Origin of the sequence: Gracilinema caldarium DSM 7334 (genome assembly GCF_000219725.1) — a bacterium.
GTDB lineage: Bacteria > Spirochaetota > Spirochaetia > Treponematales > Breznakiellaceae > Gracilinema > Gracilinema caldarium.
In genome coordinates this window covers 1,302,444-1,326,914 of sequence record NC_015732.1, presented here as the reverse complement: position 1 = coordinate 1,326,914, position 24,471 = coordinate 1,302,444, and the positions used below count along the sequence as shown (strand labels likewise).

Sequence of the window (24,471 nt, the reverse complement as noted above, 5' to 3'; positions counted from 1 at the left end):
TTAGAGTCCGGCTAAAATCTTTTCAGCCTCAGCTCGTCGTTCATAACCAGGATTCCGTTTAATAAGATCTGAAAGCCGCTGTTTTGCATTGGCCGTATCTCCCAAACTTGCATAGGTTTTACCCAGCTCAAACAGGGCATCCCAGTTATTCGGTTCCAGTTTCAGCAATTCAATATAGGTATCTCTGGCCTTATCCAAACGCCCCGAGCCCACATAGGCCCGGGCCAGATTGATTCTGGCAATACCATTCTTTGGTTCCACGATAAGGGCTTTCTCAAAGTGTTCAATGCTTTTATCCCATAATTCCTTGCGGGCATAGGCAGATCCAAGATTATTGTTTACTTCGAAGGATCGAGAATCTACCGCATAGGCTTCAAGTAAATAATCCAGGGCTTTATCAGGGAATCCGTTGGCAAGATAAATAGCCCCCAAGTTAATACGGGGCTTACTATATTTCTTATCCAATGTGGCAGATTTGATGTAAGCTGTTATGGCACTATCGGTATCTTTGTTGGCTTCCAGAGCTTCTCCTAAGGTAAATTGATACACCGCATTGGATTCGGCCCCTTCCACAGCCCGCTTGGCATACAGTAAAGCATCAGATGGTTTGTTCAATTTCTGTTTTACAATAGCCATGTTATAGTTCGTTAGCGGATCCTTACCATCAATCACCAGGGCCTTCGCGAAGGATTGTTCTGCAGCGGTATAGTTACCCATAGTACTTTGAACAGCGCCTAATTCACGTAGGGAAGCCACATCATCGGGGATATACTTTAAAGCTGTAGTAAATGCATCGACCGCCCCCTTATAGTCCCCTTTCTGGGCAAGAATACGACCAATTTCACGGTACGCCGAAGCATAATCGCTTTTTAGTGCAATAGCCTTTCGATATGCCTGCAAAGCCTCATCTGGTTTTCCCAACACCCGGAGGGTACCCCCCAGATTATACCATGCAGGTTCGAAATCGTTTTTCAGAGCCGTAGTGGTCTCAAAGGCCTGACGGGCTTCGGGAAATTTCCGGGCATTAAAAAGGGCTTTCCCGAGTTCAAAGGAATAGAGATAATTCTTTGGGTCCAGCCGGTTTGCTTCCTTAAGCTCGGTCACCGCATTATCCCATTGTTTTAGATCAGCATTGATTTTTCCCAGGGTAAAGTGGGGCATAGCCTGGGTTGAGTCTGCTTTTATAGAATCCCGGGCATAGCGGATTGCATCCTTTAGGGCCTGCTGCCCCGATTCTCCATTCCGGTCCTTCGTAAAACCCTCATAGTAGGCATCGGCAATCTCGGCCAGTTTCTGAGACTGAAAGCGGTTTTCCCCTTCAGGCATACGGGAAAGGGCATCGGAAAAAACCTGCTGGGCTGTAGCATAATCATTTTTCTGTATAGCACTGCGGCCTTGAGCAATCATATCGTTGATCAGGCGCATCTTATCCTGGAGTTCCTTCGATTTTTTTGCCAGCTCCTCTTCCTGAGCCTTTCTGCGGGCTGCTTCTGCTTCTTCTGCAGCTTTTTTCTCAGCAGCCGCAGCGGCGGCGGCCTCAGCCTTCGCCTTTTCAGCCTCTGCGGCTTTCCGCCGCTCTTCCTCCGCCTTTGCCGCCGCCGTATCCTGAACAGGCGGAGCTTTTGTTTGTGAAGCAACCTTTGCCACGGTCTCCACAGCCTTGCTTACTTCTTTTAAGGCTGAGGAAATCTGTTCTGTATCCTGAGAACCCCTTTCTGAAGCAGCCTTTTCTGATCCTATTCCTGCCTGTTTAAGTAGTTCCAGTACCCTTGCCCGCAGTCCCCGGGCCTCATGGTCAGAGGCATTTTTTATTAACAGGGTGTCTAAGAGATCCAGCGCCCGCTGATACTCACCACCATCAATATAATCCTGGGCAAGAGAAAGGGTATTTCGTCGGGCGTTTTCGGCAGCACCGGTAATACCAACATAGAGAGCAATACCGCCACCAATCAGTAAGACAGCAAGAACAATCCCGCCTATGAGCAGGGTATGTTTTTTTTCTTTTTTTTGATCAACACTCATAGCTCCTCCATAACCTTTTTATTCTAAAACAAATTCACCGTCATAGGACTGCACTTGCTCAGATGAGGCCTGCAGTCCCTTCGTTTCTTCAGAAGCGGCCTGTAAAGATGCCGAGACTTCTTCAAGAAGCCGCCGTCTGCGCTCTTCTTCAGCCTTTGCGGCAGCTTCGGCTTCCAATTTTTTCTGTTCCTCCGCAGCAACCTGTGCCTGAATGAGGGCTAAAAGCTGTTCAATCTGCGGACGTTTAGGAGATGCGGGCTCCAGACTCAGATAGGTAGTATAGTCTTTTACCGCATCGGCTAAATTCCCCACTTTTATCCGGGCATTAGCCCTGTTCAGATAGGCTGAACTATAGGATTCATTTTTCTGAATGGCAAGACTGTAGTATTCTTCTGCAAAGGCTGCGCTTCCCCGGGCAAAATACACATTACCGAGATTATAGGCTACCTGAGCGGTATCAACACCGGCGCGGTTTAAGAGCTTCTTATAGAGCGCAATCGCATCATCCCAGCGTTTCATCTGCTGATAGGCTATCCCAAGATACATTGCCGCTTTGATATTAGCAGGATCTGCAGTTAAAACCGATTCCAGCATGGGGATAGCTTCCTGAGGTTTATTTCTGAGAAAGGTATCTTCAGCCCTGGCAAAATTTGTTTGGGTATCCTGGGCATACAGAATACCTACAGAAAGATAACAATATGTAAAAAACAGCATGAAAACTGTATTGAATTTCATCAAACTATAAGTATTCAAGTTATCCCCCTTATCCCCCGACGTTACTATAGGGGTACATGGTTTGACAGGCAAGATGAAAATAATTACTCTTGTCTATAGATAAGGATACCACAAAGAGGCGGTACGCGTCATGACCATAGTGGTTATTGGCATCATCATTTTCGGTACAGGCATCGGATTTCTATCTTATTTTCTCTTTAAATCTATATTTATCCCAAAACGGATAGAGTCTATCCACAATCTCATTAAGCAGGGAAAAGTGCAAACTGCAATCCGGGCAGCCCGTAGTCTCATTAACCAGGATCCGCGTAATGCAGACGCCCATTATATGTTAGGTAAAGCCTATTTAGCAGATAATAAAAGCGAACTTGCCCTGATGGAATTTAAGGCAGTGAACCAGATTGGTGTTTTTGGCCCCCATATCCCTGAAAATGAATTTCGACAGCAGATAGCCCAGCTTTTCGTTAAATTTAACCAGATCGAAGAGGCTCTCAAGGAATATATCCTGCTTATTAAAATGGAAGCCTATCAGGCTGATCATTACTATTGGGCAGGCAAATTGTTTGCCGAACGAAACCGTTCCGATATGGCAATGAATTACCTCAGGAAAGCGGTTGAGCTGGACCCACGGCATAGCAAGGCCCACTATGAACTAGGGCTCCTTTTATACCGTGAAAAACGGCCGGTCGAGGCAAAGGCAGAACTGGAAGCGGCTTTGAAACTGCAGGGTGATAACCCACAGGCGTACTACATTCTCGGCAAACTCCAAAAAGAAGCCCATGATTATGTGGCCGCCCTGCTATCCTTTGAAAAAGCCCAGCGGGATACGGATCTTAAGGTAAAGGCCCTGGTAGAACGGGGCGGCTGTTATATGAGCATGAATGCCATTGACAAGGCTATTCCTGAACTTGAGCGCGCAATAAAAGCTGCCACCGATGAATCGAGCCAGGAAACCCTCTATGCCCGGTATTTCCTTGCAATGTGTTACGAAAAAAACCGGGAATTAGACCGTGCGATTGAACAGTGGGAAAAAATTTACACAAAAAAGCCAAATTTCAGAGACGTGGCAGAAAAATTATCACAATACCAGGAATTCCGCACCGATGATAAGATGAAGGATTACCTTACTTCGGGACAAAACGAGTTTATGGAGATATGCAAAGCCCTGGTATCCCAAGGAATGTCCTTACAGGTTCGGGATGTCACCGAATTTCAACATGGCTGTGACATCATCGCAGTTGAAGGTGATGCTGCAAAATGGCGTAATGTAAGAAAACTTCCCCGTCTTATCCGGTTTTATCGGAAACCTGAGCTGATTGATGATAATGCAGTACGAATCCTCATGGAACAGATGAAAAAACTCAATATGACCCGGGCAGTCATCGTAACCAGTTCTGGTTTTACCCGATCAGCCCAGGAGTTTGCCGATTCACGTCCTGTCGAACTCTTTAACAAGGATCAGCTACAGGATCTATTAAATAAAACCGATATCTATGGAAATGCGAAAGGATCATGAAAATTCTCTGTGTTTCCGACCAAATAGATCCACTCATCTACAGCAACACCATAAAGGATAGATTTTCCGACATAGATCTGGTACTGAGTGCGGGAGATCTGCCTCTAGATTATCTTGAGTTTATTGTCACCACCCTGAATAAACCAGTTCTCTTCGTATTTGGTAACCACAACCTGAAGGAACTACCCTATTATAGACCATCCTTTGAAGATCGCTTTCGGATTCACTCTCCCCAGGAAGAGCGGGATGCCCTAACCTCAGGGGCCATACATGTAGGATCGAAAGTTCATAAGGAAGGTAACCTTATTATTATGGGATTGGGCGGGTCTCTGCGCTATAATAATGGGCCTAATCAGTTTACCAATAAACAAATGAATTATGAAATATGTAAGCTCATACCGCGACTTTTATTTAATAGACTTTTTCATGGTCGTTTTTTGGATATACTCTTAACCCATGCACCACCCCTCGGGATCCATGACAAGGAAGACCCCTGTCATCGAGGCTTTAAGGCCTTTCTTTGGTTTATGCGTATGTTTAAACCCCGTTACCTGATACACGGTCATATTCATCTCTATGACCTGCAGGATGTGCGTACTACAATTTATCATGATACTCAGGTAATAAATGCATACAGCCATTATGTCATTGAAACAGGAGCAAACCCATGAGCGAAGACATCCATAGCATTCAAGCATCGGAGGATTTTTCCCGTGCCCGTGGCAAGGCTATACTTTCTCGAATTCAAAATTTCATGAATCCCGATAAGGATAAACTGCTTTCGTTTAACGACGTTAAAGAAATTCTCAAACCCCGAAATGAAACCTATAAGGGCATGCAGGTAGTTCCTCTGGAACTCATCGTAGGCAGTGAAGGCAGATATCGGGATTTCAACAAATATTTCTTACCCCGATCAGAACATTTACGTCAGCGTTGGGAACGGGTAGACATGGCACGACTTAAGGACATTATTCTCCCACCCATACAACTCTATGAAATCGGGGGCGTGTATTTTGTAAGGGATGGCAACCATCGTGTTTCTGTTGCACGATCCCAGGGCAGCGGGTCCATAGATGCGGAGGTAATTAGTCTCTCCAGCGAAATAAAAATCGATCCTGCCATGACCACAGAACAGCTTAAACAGGCGGTCATTGATTATGAAAAGAAACTCTTTTATGAAAAGACTCGTTTCTATGAACTTACCGGTTGTAATGATTTGGATTTTTCCGACCCCGGTCGTTACGATGTCATTTACAATCATATTCTGGTACACAAATATTACCTTAATGAACATGCCACCAGTGAAATTTCCTTTGCCGATGCCCTCGTTTCCTGGTACAACAATGTGTACAAACCAATCATTGATATCATCCAGGAAGAAGATCTGGATGCTCGTTTTCCTGGCAGAACACCCAGCGATCTATATGTTTGGATTGTGAAACATTGGGATTTTCTGAAAAAGAAATATGGAGTACACTATTCCATGTCAGAGGCAGCAAAGGATTTTGCAACAAAATATGGCAAAAAACGACTTACCCTGTGGGATTATATCCACATTGCCTTTAAGCGTTTCTTCCGATGAGCAATTCGATTTCTTCTCTGGGGAAGTGATAGCGGCTGCCACAATGGTGACAGTGAATTTCCATAGGCCAGGGACCGGTTTCTAACATATGTTCCAGCTCAGCTTTGCCCATTGAGCGGAGGAATTGTAAAAAACGTTCCCGAGAACAGGTACAATAGAATTGAACTGGACTGTCATGGACATGATCAATTTCAAAAGCCCGAAACCACTCATCGAGAAGCCCATGACGGCTTTTCCCTGAAGCGAACCAGGTTCCCAAGGATGGCATTTCCCGGATCCGATCTTCCGTATCTTCCATATCCAGATCCTGAGCCCCTGGCATTGCCTGAAAGAAAAGCCCCCCTGCCCCGGACACCCGGCCTTCCTTATCGAAACGGACACTTACAGCAAGGGCTGTTTTGGTTTGCTCTGAGCGGAGAAAATATTCGGTAAGATCCTCTGCGATTCTGCCATGGACCAGCTGTATATGCCCTGTATAGGGTTCACCCCGTTCATCCTTCCTGATGACACTTAAGGTGCCGCTCCCAATAAAAGGTTGGAGATCAAAGCTTTCCAGGGGCTTATCAATGAGAACTGAATCATTAAACACATAGCCTCTAACATTTCCATTCCAGGTAGTATCCACGGAAAGGCCCTTAAGAGGACCGGTACAATGTATCTGAATACCCAGTCTCGTTCCTTCCTTAATAGTTGTTGAAAGCAAACCCGCACTTACGAGGGCTTGCCCCAGGGCGAGGCTTTCAATAATTCCCAGTTGATGATTTGCCCTCGCTTGGGACACAAGCCTGGTGCCCGACAGGATGGCACCCTTAATGGTGCCCTGCAGCATGGTAAATCGGGTAATGCCATCGGGACTGATATTGGCGAGATGTTCCTGTGCAACAGGATCGGTTATTGGTGCAATAATCATGCCCTATGGATACCCTTTCCATTCTGTTCAGTCAAGAAGGATATCTTCCGATACAGTCTGTAATGAATGAAACAGAACAGCAATTTTTTCATCGTTTCACTGAACCCTATGCAGATCGATATACCATCCTGTGGAACTTCCTTGCAGCATCTGAATTCGCGCCCCAATCGATAACATTGGCCCATACCCGCCATATACTTCTTAGTGCTCACCATACAACGAATAAGGGAGGAATCCCCAAAGTTCTCATCGCCCATTACGATTGTGTACCTGGCAGCCCAGGTGCTAACGATAATGCTGCAGCGGTACTTCAACTTATTTTGGCAGCCAAATTATTATACCAGGCACATATTCCCAACTGGTATATTCTGTTTACTGACAAGGAAGAACGAGCAAGAGGTTCATCAATAACGTCCCAGGGTTCCTTCTATTTGGCCCAGGGCTTTATATCAATCGGCCTAAATAAAGCTCACTGTTATATTTTCGATGCCTGTGGGAGGGGGGATACCCTCATATTTTCAACCGCCCTGGAAATGCTTGCAAAACATACTGAATCGAATGCACTAGCTGACCGAATTACCCAAACCAGAAAACTGAGGACCCAAGCCCTTACTATTGCCCGTTCACTCAACATGAGAAAAGTACTGCTTGCACCGACACCCTTTTCCGATGATCTAGGTTTTCTGACCGCAGGACTTACAGCCCAGACCATAACCATTTTACCTGAAGATGAAGCACAGCTACTTTTACAGCATCGAAGCGGAACCACTGTACAACCCCTTATTAAGACTTGGCAGCTCATGAACTCCCCTGAGGATACACGGGAAACCCTTACCAGGGAAGGTTTTGACCTTATTCCAGCTCTTGCCTGCGCCCTTTGCGGAGCTTCATCCCTCTAAGGTTTCTTCTCGTTCTCATCCCAACCTAGGGGCCCTTCTGGTAGTTTCCCGCCAACATAACGGCTCTGTTCGGCTGCCTGTTAATGCGACAGTCCTATTCCTATTCCCGCCCACACCGCTTCGACGAAACGGCCCAGCTTTCGGCCAAGAGAGAATCGCTCTGTTTTATTTTTTTACCACCAGAGCCTTTTCAGCCGCTGCCGCTTCGGTAATAAAGAAGGATATCTCCTCTTCGAGCTGTCTGGATTGGGCTGATAACTCTTCTGCCATGGAAGCAAGCTCTTCCGATGCTGCTGCATTATGCTGAATAACCTGGTCCAGCTGTAGTATGGCCTTATTAATCTGTTCAATACCGCTGTTCTGTTCCCGGCTGGAAGCGCTGATTTCCTGAACCAGTTCGGCGGTCTTCCGGATATCCGGAACAATCCGGCTGATGACTACTCCAGCTTCATCGGCGGTAGCCACACTTTTTTGCGACAGAGCACTGATTTCTGCAGCAGCCTGCTGGCTCCGTTCTGCAAGCTTTCGAACTTCACCGGCAACAACGGCAAAACCCTTCCCTGATTCACCCGCCCGGGCTGCTTCTATGGCTGCATTTAAAGCAAGCAAGTTGGTCTGCCGGGCGATTTCTTCGATAATCCCGATTTTTTCCGCAATCTGTTTCATGGCCTGTACGGTCCGCTGTACCGCCTCACCACCATTCTGGGCATCCTGAGCAGTGCGCTGAGCAATTGCTTCGGTCTGCATAGAGTTATCCGCATTCTGACGCACCGTTGAATTCATCTGTTCCATGGAAGAAGAAATTTCCTCGGCACTCGAAGCCTGCTCAGTTGCCCCTTGGCTCAATTCCTGTGCCGTATTACTGATTTCTCCACTTCCTGAAGCAACCTGTTTCGTCGATTCCCTGATACCGCCGATGATACGGACCAAATTGTCCTTCATGGTTTCCATGGACCGGGCCAGATCTCCTATCTCGTCGCCCCTCCGCAGAGATGCTTCATCGACAGTGATAAACAAATGCCCCTGAGCAATTTCGGAGGCATAGTCGGCAGCCTTAAGAATGGGCCGGGTAAAAGACCGGGCAATAAGGAGGGTAAGAATAAATGAAATTATTAAACCCAGTACGCTTACGAGAACCAGGAGGAGGGAGAATCGGGTTAATATATAATAAATGTCCGAAAGGGGGCCGAAACTGACAATCCGCCAGGTAGTCCCCGGAACAATACAGGACGTAAGATAGGTACCAGTCTTCGTATTTAAACCATACCATTCGTCTTTTGATAGGACATTTTGTTTGAATGAAGCAAGTCCAGTCGCATCAAACAGGTTGCTCTTTAATACCTCCTCGCTCTTTTCGTGGGTAATAAAGACCCCATCCTTGTTCACTAAATAGCTTTTTCCATGATCGGAAACTTTTTTTGAACCAATTATGGTAGAAACCTGATCAATAACCATATCAAGACCAAGAACACCTAAATCTCTGTCATTAGGATATTTTATTTTTAATGCAGCGGTTACAACCAGTTTCCCCGTAATAAGGTCCAGATAGGGCTCGGTAAATGTTACACCTGTTGCGGCTAGGGCCTGCTGGAACCAGGGCCTCGAGAGTTGATCATAATCCGCCGGAGGTTTCCAGCCCGTCGCCTCATAAACAAAGCCTCCATTCTTATAAGGTACCATATCCATTAAAAAGATTGATGAAAGATCCGGATCCGCCTTTTTTAAAGCCTTCAGCACAGAAATCGAAGTAGCCTCATTCAGATTCCCATAGGCAAATACAGGCTCCAGGTTATACAGAAGTGCCCGTTTTCCTTCCATCCATGTGTTAATTTCCTGTTCGATAAGTCTGATGGTAAGTAGCGACTTGTCCTGCAATTCCTTGTCAAGGTTATTCTTAAAGAGCACATACACCAGGGTCGAAATTGCTAAGATTGCGACGACCAATAGTAATGAAATAAGCCCGATCAGTCTAACAGCAATACTCACTCGGCGATCATTCTTCATAGGAACCTCTCATTAAGTAAAAGTATAGTTCCACCAATAGGATTATGCAAAAAAAAACTGTCCAGATTGAATCCCTGGACAGCTTAGCAACCATCATAGGTCGGCTATTGAGAGCAGTGTTTTAACTTAAACAGCCCTCAAAAAAATACGGTATAAATGCTTTAAATTGAAAGCAATGCTGCATAGGCCTCAAGGGCACTGTCCCCAGAGTTCTTTGCCAGAACCTGCTTGGTAAGCACCTTGCCAAGCTGAACACCTTCCTGATCAAAACTATTCAGATTCCAGATAAAACCCTGGAACATAACCTTATTCTCAAAATGAGCCAAGAGGGCTCCCAAAGCCTCAGGTGTGAGGGTCTTCCCATAGATAAGACTTGAGGGCCTGCCGCCAGGGAATTCCTTGTTTTTATTCTGATCGTCCTTACCCTTGGCAAAGGCTACAATTTGGGCAATGAGGTTTGCTTTGAGCTTGTTCTGGCTCGTAGAGCCATCAACCTCTACATCGTCCTTCCGCTGGCTCTCTGCAAAACCAATAAACTGCAGGGGAACTATATCGGTACCCTGGTGCAGGAGCTGATAGAACGAATGCTGGCCATTGGTACCGGGTTCGCCGAATACCACCGGTCCCGTAGCATAATTGAGCACTTCTCCGAAACGATTTACCCTTTTACCGTTCGATTCCATATCCAGCTGCTGAAGATGGGCAGGGAAACGAGATAGGGCCTGGCTGTAGGGTAAAATTGCAGTCGAAGGATAATCCAGCATGTTTCGTTCCCAAACACCAATCAGGGCATCGAGGAGAGCAGGATTTTTGCGAATATCCCTTTCAAGGGCGGTTGTATCTGCCTCATGGGCACCGGAAAGGATCGCCTTAAAGGTCTCAGGACCAAAGGCCAGCGAAAGAATGACGCCCCCTACAGCAGAGGTGGAGGAATACCGGCCTCCGATAAAGTCATCAATATAAAATGAATCAAGGTACTCGCTGTTATGAGCTAAGGGACTGGTTTCACTGGTGACAGCTACCATATGCTTGGCAGGATCCAGGCCCGCAGCACGCAATTTTGCCTTGACAAAGAGTTCATTTGCCAGGGTTTCCTGGGTAATACCGCTTTTAGAGACCAGTACAAAGAGGGTGCTTTCCAGATTTAAACCAGAAAGCACCTGGGAACCATCATCGGGATCCACGTTGGAAATAAAGGCGGCCTTCATGTTCCGTTTGCCCTGCCTATCTGCCCAATTTTCTAAGGCAAGATACAGAGCCCGGGGACCAAGATCGGATCCGCCGATACCAATCTGCACGACCGTATCAAAGGCTGTCCCCTTCGTACCACGGTAGTGACCTTGATGAACCTTTTCAGCAAAGGCACAGAAACGCTGTAACTCCTGGGCATAAAAAGCACCCAGATCCTTGCCTTCATGCAGTACCTTTTGGCCAAGCTGACCCCGAACAAGGTGGTGAAGCACTTTTCGCTTTTCACCGGTGTTCATCACTTCCCCATCGAGGAGGAGCTTGTATTTTGCAACCAGTTCCTGTTCATCCGCAAGTTCCTGAAGAACCTTCAAAATCGATTCATCCACCGCTTTTGCGGCATAGGAATAGGTGAGCCCCCCAGCCATGGGGACCTGATAGGCCTTAACCCGTTCAGCCTGTAGTTCCTGCTTAAAATTAAAGGACTTCCCGTGGGGCGCCAAAGCGAGCAGTTTTTTATACGCTTCTGTTGCATCAAGATTAGTAAACTGTACCATACAAACTCCTCTTAATCTTCTAGTTCAGGTATTTTTTCTCTCATCTGAGCCATAAAATCTTCACCGGTTATACCCTCACGAAGGCAGACAAAGACCGTATTATCCCGGCCTGCAATGGTTCCCAGCACATCATCCAGAGCAAGATTGTCCACCGCCAGGGCAACAGAGTCAGAGTGCCCGCTATAGGTTCGAATAACCACCATATTTCCTGACCAATCGATAGACACATAGCCCCGAAGAAAATCATGTACATAGGTACGTTCATGCTCCTGCCGGTCATCTTCACCGGGCAGGGTGTACACATAGCCATTATGTCCATCAGAAATTTTTCCAACCTTGAGAAGTTTTAAATCCCTGGACAGGGTAGCCTGGGTAACCATGAAACCTTCTTTCTGAAGATGACCGAGGAGGATTTCCTGTGATTCTATTCGATAGGTTTTTATCAATTTACGAATTGCTTTCAGACGGGCCAGTCGTTCTTTCACCGATTTCTCCGCTTCGTTACCGAATAATTATACTAATTCTATGTATAAAGATACATTGTTGCGGGTAAATGTGCAAGCCCTTTTCGATAGTACATGAATTTGTGTAACAAAAGTTCGCATTCCTGCCGAAAGATGTAATAATAATATCCATGGAACGGGAAGAGGATACTAGCAAAAGAGAAGAAAAACCTCAAGTGGGACCTGAGAAGACCACGATCACGGGCCAGCATGAACATGATGGGAAAATCATCATTACCATCGATGAAGCTAAGTTGAGTGCCCGGGCCGATTTTTATCCGCCCATTGGAGATGGCAAACCGTTAACACCTGACTACATCGCTTCTATGCTTGATACCCTGCAAATTTCCTATGGGGTAGATTGGAACGCTATACAGGAAGCAGCCCTAGAGTGCAATCTGAACCATAAAGTGATTAAGGACGTCCTCATTGCAAAGGGTGACAATCCTACCGCTGAAATTCCCGAATATTATGAATTGGAAGATACTTTGCAGTCAGCAGCAAAAACAATCGATAAGGACGCCCAGAGAATCGACTACCGGAGCATCGCATCCTATATTGTTGTTAAAAAGAATCAGCAATTAGCCCACCGGAAGGAACGAATCACCGGTATAGAAGGGAAAACCATCCAGGGAGTGATAATTCCAGCACCAATTCAACGGCATGAAACCTACACAGCGGGAAAAAACACCATAAAAACCGAGGATGCTATTCTAGCAGCCTGTGACGGCAGGCTTGTTATAAACGACCATGAATTGATTGTTGATGAAATTCTTGAGGTTAAAGGCTCAGTAGGCTATGGTACGGGACACATCATATTTCCCGGAGACGTCATTCTAGATGGGAATGTAGCCGATGGCTTTAAAGTGTATTCAGGAGCCTCTATCATAGCCAAGCAAACCTTTGATGCTACCGATGTGATTGCTAAAAAAGATTTAATTGTTGCAGGAGGCATCATCGGAAGAGGACAAAATACGATTAAGGTTGGAGGGATGGTCAAGGCAAAGTTCATCCAGAACTGTCGGCTTGCTTCCCGCGGGCCTATTCAGGTGAGCAGTGCTATTGTGAATTCCACCATCTATACGTTGGATGCTTTGGACCTTGGGGACAAGGGAAGAATCATCGGCGGAGAGATTTTTACCATCCATGGTTTAAAGGCAGCCAGTATCGGTTCAGAAACAGGAAAAACAACCCGGATTCATTGCGGGGTAGATTTTACGGTTCAACAGGAACTGGACAAACTTAATGAACAATTCAGGGTTTTAAGTCAAAAAAGGGAAAAGCTGCAAAAATTACTGCAAGATGCTTCACTGGAAGCTGGGAAAAAACAAAAACTCGAAGACTTCAAAAAACAGATTGATGCACAGATGCTCCTTATTTCGAATAAGCTCACTGATCTGCTACCAAAATTGAACGCTGATGAAAATGCATCGGTCAGCTGCCTAGGTGAAATTGCGAAAGGAACCCTCATCGAAATTTGCCACGTAGCCCTCTTTATCGATAAGCCCATCCGAAAAGTACAGATCCATTTGGATAAGGCTCAGGGAAAACTTGTCTGGGATGCAATAAAATGATATGTTTGTAACGGGAGGCACCGGTGTACAATCTTTTTATTGCATACATGCTCTGGTTTATATCCGGTTTTGGAGCCCTGGGATTTCATCGCTTTTATCTGGGTAAAATTCCAACAGGCATTCTGTGGATGTGTACTGGCGGATTAGGCATGTTTGGCGCTGTATATGATTTCTTTACACTGCCCCGCCAGGTTGCGGAGGCTAATTTACGGGTTGAATTACAAAATTCTATACATGGCCCCCGCTACACACAACAAAATTTGAACTGGCGTTATGCAGAGGACGCCCAAACCAATTATGTTTCCAAGGATTCCATTGAACGAACGATTTTGCGGCTTGCAAAACAAAACAAGGGTGTAGTTACCGCCAGCGAACTTGCCCTGGAGGGTAGCATTTCTATTGATGAAGCCAAAAAGGCCCTGGAAAAACTGGTGGACCAGGGGTATGCAGAGCTCAGGGTCCGAAAAACAGGCACCCTTGTGTATACCTTTCCAGAGTTTATGGATTCCGATGCGCCCCTTGAGGATTTTTAACATACCTTCAGCATAGTGCAGGAGTGCCCTGCCCCGCCCTGCGGTGTATCTGTTCGATCAGGAACGTTTCAGGAAAACAAGGGTTTTTCCGAACCCGCCTTCTTCAGGACGGGCAAAATAATAGTCGGCCACAAGGGGATGTTGTTTTAGATATTCATGAACCCCCCGTTGTAATATACCATCCCCTTTACCATGAATAACCGAGAACTCATAGAGACCAGAAAGGGCGGCCCCATCAATTTGCTTACGTAAGGCTTCCAGAGCATCTTCCAGCCGGTACCCCCTCACATTTAATGCAAGGGCCGGTGCTGCGGTTTGGGCGAGATCAACCTGTGTAAACACTTGAGGTTCTGTTTTTTTCTGTGAACTCAGGAGCTGGAGTTCTGTCTCCGGTAAGGTCATTTTAATTGCACCTAGTTCTACTATCCAATATCCTTTTTTAGCCTGACGGACCAGCTTACCCCGTCGTTTTGCCGGACCATAGAGAACCTCCGCACCGGGAAGGAATTCGAGAGCCTTTACTGGCCTTGTTTTCAGAACTCCCTTGTTATGGTCTCGCACATACTCTTCGCTCTCAACTTCAGATGCAAGCCGGGCACCAGTTTCCCGGATCTGCAGGGCTTCAGCTTCGAGGGTTGAACCAACATCCTTCACTGCCGATTCCAGACTGGAAATGAAATCCTTGACCGCCAGGGTTTTCTCCCGGGTAAGCTCTCCTTCCCGAATCTCTCGAACTAAATTTTCCAGTTTTTTCCGGCTTTCCAGGAGGAGCGTTCTCAATTCTCCCATGCCCTGCTGTTTCAGTTCTAATTCTTTTTGCCTGAGCCGCAATTCACGGAGATCTGCTTTCCGTCGTTCTTCCCTGAGACGCCGCTCTTCCTGTTCCTTGTCCCGGACAGCCCTATCCAGTTCCCGATGTTTTTCCTTAAGTCCAATGATGAGGGCTGACACATCGGTCCGCTCTTCATCAAGATAACTCCGGGCCCGATCAAGTATAGACTGTGGAAGTCCATTTCGCGATGCGATTTCCAGAGCCCTGCTTTCACCGGGGATCCCCATGATGATGTGGTAGGTGGGGGATAAGGTCCTGCTATCAAAATCGACCGAGGCATTCTGGACGTTAGGCTTCGTATACCCATAATTTTTTAGAATGCTGTGATGGGTTGTAACAAGGACACGAGCCCCGGTTTCAATAAAATGATCTAGCAACGCCATAGCAATAGCACTTCCCTCTTCCGGATCAGTTCCTGAACCTAATTCATCGAGCAGCACCAGGCTATGGGAAGTAGCTGCAGCAATTATTGAAGCAATATTAGTCATGTGACTGGAAAAGGTAGACAAGGATTGGCTTATAGACTGTTCATCGCCAATATCCGCATAAACTCCATCCACCAGGGGTAATGATGTCCCTTCAGCGGCAGGGACTGCAAGACCAAATTGGTTCATCAATATAAAGAGCCCGACGGTCTTAAGAGTTACGGTTTTACCACCTGTGTTTGGCCCCGTAATAATAACCGTTCGAGTTTCACTGTCCATGGAAAGATCAATGGGAACTGCCTTGCTCCCTAAAAGAGGATGTCGCCCCTGAATAATCTGTAAGGGGCCCTGATGTTCACCGGTTATATCGATTGCAAAGGTTCCGCGAGATTCCCAGCTATAACGAGAACGGGCCCGAAGGGTTTCTAAATAGATAATCTGGGTATGAAATGCTACTAACGATTCCCGATGTACCGCTATACGGCTCGTCAGTTCCCGTAGAATACGGGCAACCTCAGCAGCGAGCCGCTGTTCCTGAACAACAATTTCATTGTTCTTCTCGATGATATCTTCGGGTTCAATAAAAATAGTCTGCCCCGTACTGGAAACCTCATGGACAATCCCCTTAATCCGACCCTTAAAATTTGCCTTAACTGCCAGTACAATCCGTCCATCCCGCTGGGAGGGGACCTCAGATTGTAGCATTTTACGACTTTCTTCGTTGGTGGTGTAACGGCTGGTAATGACATCCAGTTCCTTATGCAGGGATTGTAATCTGCTTCGAATTTCCCGCAGTTCAGGCAAATCTCTAAGATTTCCATCCCTGTCGAGTATAGAAAAGATTTCTGTTTCTACAGGGGTACAATCCGGTAATGCCGTAAGGAGGCTCTGAAGCGGACTTTCGGACATTTCAGATTGAGCTGCACGATTGGATTTTGACCCCTTAAGCCATTGAATAAGATGCCGGCTTCGCTGTATAAAGAGTCCAAGGGCGTAGGCTTCATCCATATCGAGGGAAGTGCCTTCGACCTTTAGCTTTTCGACTACAGGACCAATGGTAGGCAGATATTCCCGGGGTTCTTCTACAGGCCGGCTATACGTATCATGTAGTTCGACTACAAGGCCCTTGAGGGTTTTCACTTCAAGGGTATTAAGCTGTGGGAAGTCGGAGAGAATGTGCTGGGCCGCTTCATCGCTTAAAGCGCGGGATGCGACCCGGCTGCGAATTTCATCAAACTCTAGTAAACGCAGGCTTCGTTCATTCATCACTATAACGCTTCTAATTCATCCTTGAGCCGCAGGAAACTTTCATAGCGGTCCTCATGAATGACCCCTGCAGCAACGGCTTCCATTATTTTGCATCCCGGTTCAATGCGATGGGAACAGGATAATCCATAGGTACATTGACCAATGAGGGGTGCAAACTCTCTGAAATATAGGGCTACGTTCTCTGGACCTACCCCATAGGGCATAAGCCGGCGGACCCCTGGAGTATCGATAATATACCCTGATTCAGCAGAACCTTCCAGTTGTATCAGACGGGACATGGTGGTGGTATGACTACCCCGTTCATATTTTTCACAGAGAGCGCCTACTTTGAGCGCGGCATGGGGCGCAAGCTGGTTTATGAGGCTCGATTTGCCCACACCGGACTGGCCTACCATGACCGATAACCTGCGGGTGAGAAGGGCCCGCAGTTCTTCAAGACCCTCTCCCGTTTTTGCAGATACAGGGAGAACCCGATACCCGATGCGACGGTAATCTTCGAGCCGTTCATTCACATCATAATCATCTTTCTGTAAATCCCATTTGTTAAAGATGATGATCGCCGGAATTTGGGCTTGCTCAGCTTGCACCAGAACCCGATCGAGGAAACGTGGGCGAAAGGGAGGAGCTGCAGGGGTAGTTACACAGAGAAGGAGATCCACATTGGAAGCAAGTAGTTGTGGGGCCATACCTTTCTGATTAAATCGGGTAAAGGCGGTTGTCCGTTCGACTAATTCCGTAATCAGGGCTCTACCCGGATGGTGGGGATCAAGCTCAATATAAACGATATCTCCGGGTGCAAGGGGATTGTAATATCCCTCGACCCCCTTGAGCACCTTACCTTTGATGCGACATTCCAGTTCTTCTTCACCGGTAAAACGAAAGCGCACCTCAGGTTGAGCATGTTGATGAAGTTCTACGCCAGCCTGTAGCTTCTCATTGATGGCACCCAACTTGATCGGGCGAACAAAAAATATATTATTAGAACCACGGATAACAAGTGCTGTCATTCCAATACCTCGACTGCGAGCCCAGAGGTTGAACTGAAATTACGCCAGCTTTCGGAAATTTCTCCAGAACCGGTTACCACAAGCAGGCTTTGAGAAGCTCCCTCACGATACTGGCAACTGGACTGTTCTGACAAGGAGCCATCTAAAGGCTCCTGTCTTGTTCTCTCCTGTACCAAGATCCCCCGGTTTTCAAGAAGCTGAACCACACGGCGCCCCACACCCTCCAAAGAATGGTAAATTGAAATCTCCGGTTCAGAGAGGGCTTTGAAATCTTCCAGAAGAAAGAGAAAGTGGGTACAGCCTAGTACTATCCCATCAACTCCCGCTTTTCTAAAATATTCTATATAGGGAGCAACTTTTTCTAACCTGGTTTCCCTGTTTGCTGCATACCATTCATGCTCGACAAAATCCACCAATTCCGGTGCAGGAAGCCCTACAACATTAATCTCAGAATTAAAACGTTGCGCCAGATCATATATATAAGGTTCTTTAACAGTCCGTTCAGTGGCGATAACACCAATCCGACGGGTTTTGCTTGCAAGCACTGCGGGCTTAACCGCCGGAACGGTACCCACAAAAGAAATTTCAGGGAAGGAAGCCCTGAGTCTATCGATGGCAGCTATAGTTGCTGTATTACAGGCTATTACAACCACCTGTGCAGGCCATCGATCAAGGGCTTTTTTAAGAAGCTTTTGTAAAAGGGATCCAAGATCCTCCCGCGACCGGGGGCCATAGGGAAAATTTTTTCTATCAGCTATATAAACCCGTGGGACCTGCGGAGCTAACTTTGCAAAATGATTACAGTAGGGCAAGCCCCCTACTCCTGAATCGAGAAAAATTACAGGCGTCTGTTTCATGAAAATAAAGCGTCAAAGGCAGACTTTGCCTGCTCCTTAGCAGAACCTTGTGCCTTTTCTCCTTCTGTTTTTACTTTCAGCTTTGGATTCACCTGGAACCAGTCGCAAAAGTTACCCCGTTCTTTATCGGAAGGGACTTCCGCATTAGGTTCTGCACAGTCAGAACGGGCTCCAACCACATAAAACCTGCAATTTTTGCAGCAACGCAGATCCTTACCACAATCCTTACACTGAAGAGAACGTCCGAGAGGTTCAGTTTCCAGAATAGGGCTTCCGCAATACCAACACATACATTTATAATACCTTTCCATAGATAATGGCGCAAGGGCCTTGCATCAGAGCGAGCTACATCCTATGATTATCCCATGTTCACCTTGTATCCCTGCGCAGCAGGCTGTGGAAAACCAAGCCTATCCGGTGCAAAAACCTGCGCTCAACACAGTGCCAATGCAGACCTTGAAGCGGGCCGACTGATTCACTATATTCAAAGTCAACATAGTGTAAAGGATCTGGTATGCAGCGGACTCCATTTTACCAGCATTGATTTTTCTCACCGCCGATATTTCGGCTGTAATTTTACCGGCTGTACCTTTACGCTCTGCGTATTTACTAAGTCATTTTTTAGAATGAACTTTTTCGATTTTTCACAATTCACCGAGTGTGATTTTTCAAAAACCGACTTTCAATTTACATCCTTTGCGGGGAGTACCTTTCAGGATTGTACCTTCGAAGGCTCCGAACTGGTCCATGTAAATTTTACCGGAGCCCATATCACCGATTCAACTTTTAATGACTCAAATTTATATAACAGCCGTTTTATCAACACAAAAATTAGTGCATCCGACTTTATTGATTGTAATATTAAGAAAACCTTTTTTATTGCAAGTAAACAGGAACAGGTTTCGTTCAAGTCCTCAAATACTGCAGAAGCGGTGTTTGAATTGGAGCAATAGCATGAAAGTATATTTTCACTATTGTCTGTATGGCTTCACCAACTGCTATATTCTTGGTACTGAAGGAAATAATAATCAAGCTACAAATTCTTTCAACCTGGATCTCGTATCACTCCCTTCAACAAACTCCAAGCATTCTGTATCACAATCGTCACAAGCCTTCGAACTTAAAGAGGCAATTATAATTGATCCTGGTTGTATAGATGAAAAAATCATTGAATTTATTGAGCGTAATGAATATGCCCTGCGGGGTATTGTAATTACCCATGATCACCTTAATCATGTTCATGGACTGCGTACTTTAAAAAAGATATACGATGTACCCATTTATGCTCTGAATCATGAAATTGCGGAACATAAAACGGTTCTAATAAAAGATGGAGATGTTATTAAAATCGGCCCCTTTACCGTAGAGGTCTTTTCTGTTCCAGGACATTCTGCGGATTCTGCAGTTTTCAGGATTGCCCATCTTCTTTTTACCGGGGATGCCCTTACCTCAGGGCTCATCGGAAGTACCAACAGTTCCTATGGCGAAGCCCTTGAAATAAGTTCATTAAGAAGCAAAATTTTATCCTTACCAGGGAACTATGTGGTTTTACCAGGCCATGGACCGCCTTCCACCCTTGAAGCAGAACGTCGTTTTAATACAGGCTTTGAAAAAAGACAAAGCGTAACAAATAAGGGGTTGGCATTTATTAAGGAATTCCTGTAGGAGAGGATACACAAGCCGGCTTTATAAGGATGCTCAGGAGTTTTTAAAGCCAAGCAGGATTCACAGTATTTTTTTTATAAAGCTAGATTATAAAGCTAGAGGGGATTCTTTCGTATATCCCATACCCGTCCTGCCTCAAGGCCCCACCGTTTGGTTACATAATCAGAAAATGCCCGGGCTTCCTCAGTGAAGAGAGCAGCCAGGGCCGGCCAGGTTCCGGACTTTTCATCCTTTTCTGGAAGACTCGAACGGTGATTGGAAAACGCTGAAAGTCGTTCCGGCAAGGTTTTCCCGAAATAGAGAGCTGCCCCCGCCACACTTTGCTGAAGGCAATACGCCATAAGTTCATTTTTCATGAGATAGGAATCGGCTGTGTCATAGCCTCGATTTTTAAAATAAGCTACAAGGAACTTCCTGGCTACAGGATTCAGATGGTTCCAGCGGTCTAGCGCAAAATTTTGAAAATCAGCATCGATAAAAAAGAGGCCATGAAAAGCTTCATGAACCATAAAAAGCCTGCGCAGATATGCTTCAGATTCCCGTGATATTGAGATAATTGCCCCCTCACCGGGAACAAAAATCTGTTTTCCTTCTTCAATGCCAGCCTTTATAATACCATGGGCAAGCAGTATATTCCGCAGTTGGAGCTCTTCCTTATTGAGAGCAAATTTGGTCTTTTCTGCGGCTGTAAAAAACGCAGCTAAATCCTTACTGCAATAATCGTGGGCATTCCAGCCATGTAGGGATGCAATTTCTTCATCCGACGAAAGCCTTCCCCGAAACCCGGCCTTTTCTACATAAAAAGCAAGCCGTTTAAAAAGACGGTCCTGTACTTCATAGGACCGGGTATCAAAGATAAGGATACGGGGGAATCGGTCCCACTGGAACACTTCATAATCCGGCTTCCTCCAGAGCTCCTGCCGGTACTCAAGAATACTTGCCGGGTCAGCCGGGATGGGCCCTGTCGAGCTAAGGTTCGCCGTGACTACCTGGATTGCCGAATTAGCAGGGGTTGTCGGGGCCACCTGGGCCGTCTGAACCTTGTGGTCAGGATCCCCCGGGAAGGGTGGAATGTTGTAGGGTCTTATAATAAATGCTCGGTAGGGGTTATTTGCGATGAGGCTGACCGGGAATGGCAGCGCTGGTAGAGAACCTGCTACCAGCGGATGAATGGTAGATGAAAGGATGCCCATACCACCCTTCCCGGGAGTACCAAGATGCAGCATAACCGGCGAACCAAGGGGTGCATCAGCCAAAAGATCGAGCTGCCAGGGACCGGTTCCCCCATACTCCTCAGGGATATTGATGGAATAACTTTCAGACTTATAGCTCACAAAGGGTGTGCAAGCTAAGGTACCCTCTTGCAGTGAAAAACCAAACCAGAGTGGTTCTAAACGAAGTTCCTCAAGTTGTATAACCACTGGAGAGCCCGAATTGCCTGTAGTTTTTTTATAGTCTATCAAGATTCCAGAAATAGACTGCCGACTCAGGGGAATCGAATAGCGCATCCTATACAGAATCTTATGGTTAGTACGCGTTTTTGTAATTCTCGGAGATTCTGGTAATGCAGAAGATTCCCGCAATGTAAAACCTAAAAAAGCAGGCGAAAGGGGTAATTGCCACCAAACAAGACCTTCTTCACTTTTTTTTGAATCCCTGAGCAAGGATACAAGCAGGGTTCTGTCGTTTTCTGTTCCAGAATCTATTGTTTCGGACGTTGGTGCCCCTTTAAAAACAATAGTGGAGCTTGTGGTCCCTGTTACATCAAAATAAACCCTGTAGGTTACCAAAAGGGCTTGGTCGGTTCCTGAGTTAAGTGGGTTATCAAGCTTATAAAGAAACCGGCTGCCTTCTCGGAAAAGACCCTGTTTGCCCTTTTTTGTTGTGTTTAGTACATATGTTTTTCCGGCCTGGTCAATAAATGGTATATTTGCCGTTTCTGTCTCTACTGCACAGCCAGAAAGAATAACAATCAGTGTTGCAAAGAGGAATAGAAAAAACTTAGTAAGTCCTTTAACCATGTGAATAATACTCTATAGGGTGATAATACTGCGAGCAATAAGCTGAGCTAGGGCATATTTTCGTTCCGCCGTCATCTCCTGATCATTGGCTAAAAAACTTTCGAAACGGCCAATAAACTCATTAGGTAATAGGGGAAGCTGAACGACCTGTTCATAAAAGCCGCGATGAGAGGGTTCAAAACGGTGATTAATACAAAAAAGCACCTCACAGGCATTTTTAATAAAACCCGCTGAAGAAATGAGATAATGGAAATTATCCCCCTGTATGACCGCTGCCCCCAGATCACTCAAAAAGTGCTCCATCTTAGATTGATGAGCTTCCCGCATCTGAATCCAGAAATTATCTTTAAGATGTTTTAAGCGACTCCGTACATCCTGAATCCAGGTACTCTTTTGATAGAGAATATCACCATGGGCAAGCCGATAAAAACCATAGGTACCACTATCCTTTATAAGCCATAACTGATCTAACTGAGAGTCCGCGATAGCTACCAGTTCATCAATTTTTTTGATATCCTTATATTCAATACGAATCGGAACATCTCCAATTAAAAACCGGTCCTTATTAGATTGGCTTGAAGTCTCAAAGGCCACGACATCAGCACCATAAGTTTTAATCCGTTCATCCGCACTGGGTATTCGGTCTCGGAAATATACATCAAGAATGAGGGCAAAATAGGGATCCAATGTATCCGGTGCCGCGGCTTCATTTAAAGAAATACATTCTATAGTAGGCCAGCTCGAGATTGTTCCTACCAGTCTGTCCACAAGGAGCTTGGTCTTATGTTTCATCTTCCATTCCTTTCTTTACAAGGGTATGCATTAACTGTATCATGCTTATACCGTTTTGAAAATATGTTTGTAGCTAACCATCACATACACCGCTGGCTAGTACTCATCCCTCATCGAGATTGTCTCAAGTCAATCTTAGAACTGCAGCGCCGTCTCTGGCAACAGGGAATCTGTGAAAGCCGACTTTTACCACCAGTAGCTTTTCTCACCTCAGTAGAAAAGCCTGTAGGAGAGGAAACCCGGAAGACTATTGCTCAGATTATCCGTCAACAGAGTCTCTTAGAGGGGAAACAAGGTTATATTGATGGAATGAGCCCTGCTATTGTTACTATTCCAGAGGTTGGTAAAGTCCTAGGACTTCCACTTTCCTTAAATCTTTCACAGATCACCACCAATGCGGTTCTACCATCACCTATTCTCATCCTCGCCCTTGGGGCTCATCAGCAGACACTAACACTTGCTCAAAAACTCTATCATGAGAGCAAACCCTTCCGTTTTCGCCAGGGATCAGTAGCAAACCTTGCCTTTACCTTGCAAAAGAAAAATAATTATTCATCAATAGTACTACATTGGGAATTGGGAAAATCCATTTGGATGGCTCATCATGGATAATTGGTATCGAATAAACGATGATATGGCGCTTATTAATATTAAGGCTGTACCAGGGGCATCTAAAACTGAAATTAAGGGACTTGCAGAAAATAGAATTCGAATTACTATAGCCGCTGCCCCGGAAAACGGAAAGGCCAATGAAGAACTCATTGCTTTTTTAGCTAAAAAGGCAGGCTGCTCAAAAAGTCATATAAAACTTGTTTCGGGAGACAAGAGCCGGCTTAAAACCCTTGCGTTACCTCTCAAAGCCTTAGGACCGCTGCAAACTTGCATTGATGGATTGAATCAATAGTAATATAGTAATAAAGAGCGCCTATTTATATAACCATTGTTAGAGGTGTATTCGATCAGATTCCAGCAAGTTCAGATAGATTTGGTAGTTTTCATCGTCATAACAGATAAAAACAAGTTTTTTGAGAGAATTGTACCGAATTAATTCATGTTTTACAGTTTGTAGTGCAACCTCTGCGGCAAGAAGCTTGGGATACCCATACACACCGGTACTAATGTTGGGAAAGGCTATGCTAGTACAGTGATGAGCTTCGGCTAGCTGCAGACTTTCGCGGTAACAGGAAGCTAGAAGATTTGCTTCATTATACGTACCTCCATACCACACGGGACCCACCGTATGAATTACATAGGTACAGGGCAGGTTTCCTGCACCGGTGATGACGGCCTTACCTGTGGGGCAGCCTCCCAGAGTTCTGTTAATAACCCGGCATTCTTCAAGCAATTGAGGTCCTGCGGCACGATGAATAGCTCCGTCTACTCCACCCCCACCTAGAAGGCTCGAGTTGGCCGCATTTACGATCGCATCAACCTTGAGGGAGGTGATATCACCTTTCAGAACTTCAATTATTTTCACCTGGTTTGTAGACATGTCAGAAACTCCTCTTTCGGGTCTTTAGATTCATTATAAACCCTTATAGGCAATCATTACATTACTCTTATTCAGCGTTAGGTTATGA

23 protein-coding genes are annotated in these 24,471 nt (G+C 45.8%); 10 read left to right on the top strand and 13 right to left on the bottom strand.

Annotation, left to right across the window (positions count from 1 at the left end; genetic code table 11):
• Together SPICA_RS06000 and SPICA_RS05995 are read right to left on the bottom strand one after the other, a co-directional pair.
• Nucleotides 1–2,022, bottom strand: a complete 2,022-nt coding sequence (locus tag SPICA_RS06000) for a tetratricopeptide repeat protein (protein ID WP_013968633.1) — start codon at nt 2,020–2,022, stop codon at nt 1–3.
• Between the two features lie 18 nt (nt 2,023–2,040).
• On the bottom strand, nt 2,041–2,757 hold the full coding sequence (locus SPICA_RS05995; RefSeq protein ID WP_156789634.1) for a tetratricopeptide repeat protein: 717 nt from the start codon (nt 2,755–2,757) through the stop codon (nt 2,041–2,043).
• Nucleotides 2,758–2,887: 130 nt separating this feature from the next.
• On the opposite strand from SPICA_RS05995, the gene SPICA_RS05990 reads away from it, so the two are divergent.
• From SPICA_RS05990 to SPICA_RS05980, 3 genes are read left to right on the top strand one after another with little or no spacing between them, the layout of a single operon-like run.
• The gene (locus tag SPICA_RS05990) at nt 2,888–4,273 is read left to right on the top strand and encodes a tetratricopeptide repeat protein (RefSeq protein ID WP_013968631.1); all 1,386 of its coding nucleotides are present in this window, start codon (nt 2,888–2,890) and stop codon (nt 4,271–4,273) included.
• On the top strand, nt 4,270–4,944 hold the full coding sequence (locus SPICA_RS05985) for a metallophosphoesterase (protein WP_013968630.1): 675 nt from the start codon (nt 4,270–4,272) through the stop codon (nt 4,942–4,944). The genes SPICA_RS05990 and SPICA_RS05985 overlap by 4 nt, the downstream gene beginning before the upstream one ends.
• Nucleotides 4,941–5,855 carry a hypothetical protein gene (locus tag SPICA_RS05980; protein WP_013968629.1) on the top strand — a complete coding sequence of 305 codons (915 nt, stop codon included), beginning with the start codon at nt 4,941–4,943 and terminating at the stop codon, nt 5,853–5,855. Before SPICA_RS05985 ends, SPICA_RS05980 begins: the two co-directional genes overlap by 4 nt.
• On the opposite strand, the gene hslO is transcribed toward SPICA_RS05980, so the two are convergent.
• Nucleotides 5,836–6,765, bottom strand: a complete 930-nt coding sequence (gene hslO, locus SPICA_RS05975) for an Hsp33 family molecular chaperone HslO (RefSeq protein ID WP_013968628.1) — start codon at nt 6,763–6,765, stop codon at nt 5,836–5,838. The two genes, SPICA_RS05980 and hslO, sit on opposite strands and share 20 nt — an antisense overlap.
• Nucleotides 6,766–6,770: 5 nt before the next feature.
• On the opposite strand from hslO, the gene SPICA_RS05970 reads away from it, so the two are divergent.
• A complete protein-coding gene (locus tag SPICA_RS05970) occupies nt 6,771–7,664 on the top strand; it encodes a M28 family peptidase (RefSeq protein ID WP_013968627.1) in 894 nt (297 codons plus the stop codon).
• Between the two features lie 165 nt (nt 7,665–7,829).
• Here the strand turns inward: SPICA_RS05970 and SPICA_RS14785 are convergent, their stop codons facing one another.
• From SPICA_RS14785 to SPICA_RS05955, 3 genes are all read right to left on the bottom strand, one after another.
• Nucleotides 7,830–9,668, bottom strand: a complete 1,839-nt coding sequence (locus SPICA_RS14785) for a methyl-accepting chemotaxis protein (protein WP_013968626.1) — start codon at nt 9,666–9,668, stop codon at nt 7,830–7,832.
• A 161-nt stretch (nt 9,669–9,829) separates the two neighbouring features.
• Nucleotides 9,830–11,413 carry a glucose-6-phosphate isomerase gene (locus tag SPICA_RS05960; protein ID WP_013968625.1) on the bottom strand — a complete coding sequence of 528 codons (1,584 nt, stop codon included), beginning with the start codon at nt 11,411–11,413 and terminating at the stop codon, nt 9,830–9,832.
• 11 nt (nt 11,414–11,424) lie between these two features.
• Nucleotides 11,425–11,898, bottom strand: a complete 474-nt coding sequence (locus SPICA_RS05955) for an arginine repressor (RefSeq protein ID WP_013968624.1) — start codon at nt 11,896–11,898, stop codon at nt 11,425–11,427.
• A gap of 149 nt (nt 11,899–12,047) precedes the next feature.
• Between SPICA_RS05955 and SPICA_RS05950 the strand changes: the two genes are divergently transcribed.
• Both SPICA_RS05950 and SPICA_RS05945 read left to right on the top strand, forming a co-directional pair.
• Nucleotides 12,048–13,490 (top strand): DUF342 domain-containing protein, encoded by a 1,443-nt coding sequence (locus tag SPICA_RS05950; protein ID WP_013968623.1) that lies wholly within the window; start codon nt 12,048–12,050, stop codon nt 13,488–13,490.
• Between the two features lie 23 nt (nt 13,491–13,513).
• Nucleotides 13,514–14,023 carry a TM2 domain-containing protein gene (locus SPICA_RS05945; RefSeq protein ID WP_013968622.1) on the top strand — a complete coding sequence of 170 codons (510 nt, stop codon included), beginning with the start codon at nt 13,514–13,516 and terminating at the stop codon, nt 14,021–14,023.
• Between the two features lie 57 nt (nt 14,024–14,080).
• Here the strand turns inward: SPICA_RS05945 and SPICA_RS05940 are convergent, their stop codons facing one another.
• Genes SPICA_RS05940 through SPICA_RS05925 form a run of 4 tightly spaced genes read right to left on the bottom strand, consistent with a single transcriptional unit; the run spans nt 14,081 to nt 18,703 of the window.
• Nucleotides 14,081–16,546, bottom strand: a complete 2,466-nt coding sequence (locus SPICA_RS05940; RefSeq protein WP_013968621.1) for an endonuclease MutS2 — start codon at nt 16,544–16,546, stop codon at nt 14,081–14,083.
• A gap of 2 nt (nt 16,547–16,548) precedes the next feature.
• Complete coding sequence (rsgA, locus tag SPICA_RS05935; protein ID WP_013968620.1) at nt 16,549–17,556, bottom strand: ribosome small subunit-dependent GTPase A; 1,008 nt, start codon at nt 17,554–17,556, stop codon at nt 16,549–16,551.
• Nucleotides 17,553–18,413, bottom strand: a complete 861-nt coding sequence (murI, locus tag SPICA_RS05930) for a glutamate racemase (protein ID WP_013968619.1) — start codon at nt 18,411–18,413, stop codon at nt 17,553–17,555. Before murI ends, rsgA begins: the two co-directional genes overlap by 4 nt.
• On the bottom strand, nt 18,410–18,703 hold the full coding sequence (locus SPICA_RS05925; RefSeq protein WP_041396163.1) for a hypothetical protein: 294 nt from the start codon (nt 18,701–18,703) through the stop codon (nt 18,410–18,412). The genes murI and SPICA_RS05925 overlap by 4 nt, the downstream gene beginning before the upstream one ends.
• Before the next feature lie 75 nt (nt 18,704–18,778).
• Between SPICA_RS05925 and SPICA_RS05920 the strand changes: the two genes are divergently transcribed.
• Together SPICA_RS05920 and SPICA_RS05915 are read left to right on the top strand one after the other, a co-directional pair.
• Nucleotides 18,779–19,366: a pentapeptide repeat-containing protein gene (locus SPICA_RS05920; RefSeq protein ID WP_013968617.1), complete on the top strand. Its 588-nt coding sequence runs from the start codon at nt 18,779–18,781 to the stop codon at nt 19,364–19,366.
• Between the two features lies 1 nt (nt 19,367).
• Nucleotides 19,368–20,078: an MBL fold metallo-hydrolase gene (locus SPICA_RS05915; protein WP_013968616.1), complete on the top strand. Its 711-nt coding sequence runs from the start codon at nt 19,368–19,370 to the stop codon at nt 20,076–20,078.
• 95 nt (nt 20,079–20,173) lie between these two features.
• On the opposite strand, the gene SPICA_RS14780 is transcribed toward SPICA_RS05915, so the two are convergent.
• Both SPICA_RS14780 and SPICA_RS05905 read right to left on the bottom strand, forming a co-directional pair.
• Nucleotides 20,174–22,099, bottom strand: coding sequence for a hypothetical protein (locus SPICA_RS14780; protein ID WP_013968615.1), 1,926 nt, complete (start codon nt 22,097–22,099; stop codon nt 20,174–20,176).
• 12 nt (nt 22,100–22,111) lie between these two features.
• A complete protein-coding gene (locus tag SPICA_RS05905) occupies nt 22,112–22,891 on the bottom strand; it encodes a DUF4037 domain-containing protein (protein ID WP_013968614.1) in 780 nt (259 codons plus the stop codon).
• 63 nt (nt 22,892–22,954) lie between these two features.
• On the opposite strand from SPICA_RS05905, the gene SPICA_RS05900 reads away from it, so the two are divergent.
• Entirely contained in the window at nt 22,955–23,503 is a 549-nt protein-coding gene (locus SPICA_RS05900) for a hypothetical protein (RefSeq protein ID WP_013968613.1), read from the top strand.
• Entirely contained in the window at nt 23,496–23,795 is a 300-nt protein-coding gene (locus SPICA_RS05895; protein WP_013968612.1) for a DUF167 domain-containing protein, read from the top strand. The genes SPICA_RS05900 and SPICA_RS05895 overlap by 8 nt, the downstream gene beginning before the upstream one ends.
• Before the next feature lie 39 nt (nt 23,796–23,834).
• Here the strand turns inward: SPICA_RS05895 and SPICA_RS05890 are convergent, their stop codons facing one another.
• The gene (locus SPICA_RS05890; RefSeq protein ID WP_013968611.1) at nt 23,835–24,383 is read right to left on the bottom strand and encodes an O-acetyl-ADP-ribose deacetylase; all 549 of its coding nucleotides are present in this window, start codon (nt 24,381–24,383) and stop codon (nt 23,835–23,837) included.
• Nucleotides 24,384–24,471: the final 88 nt, after the last annotated feature.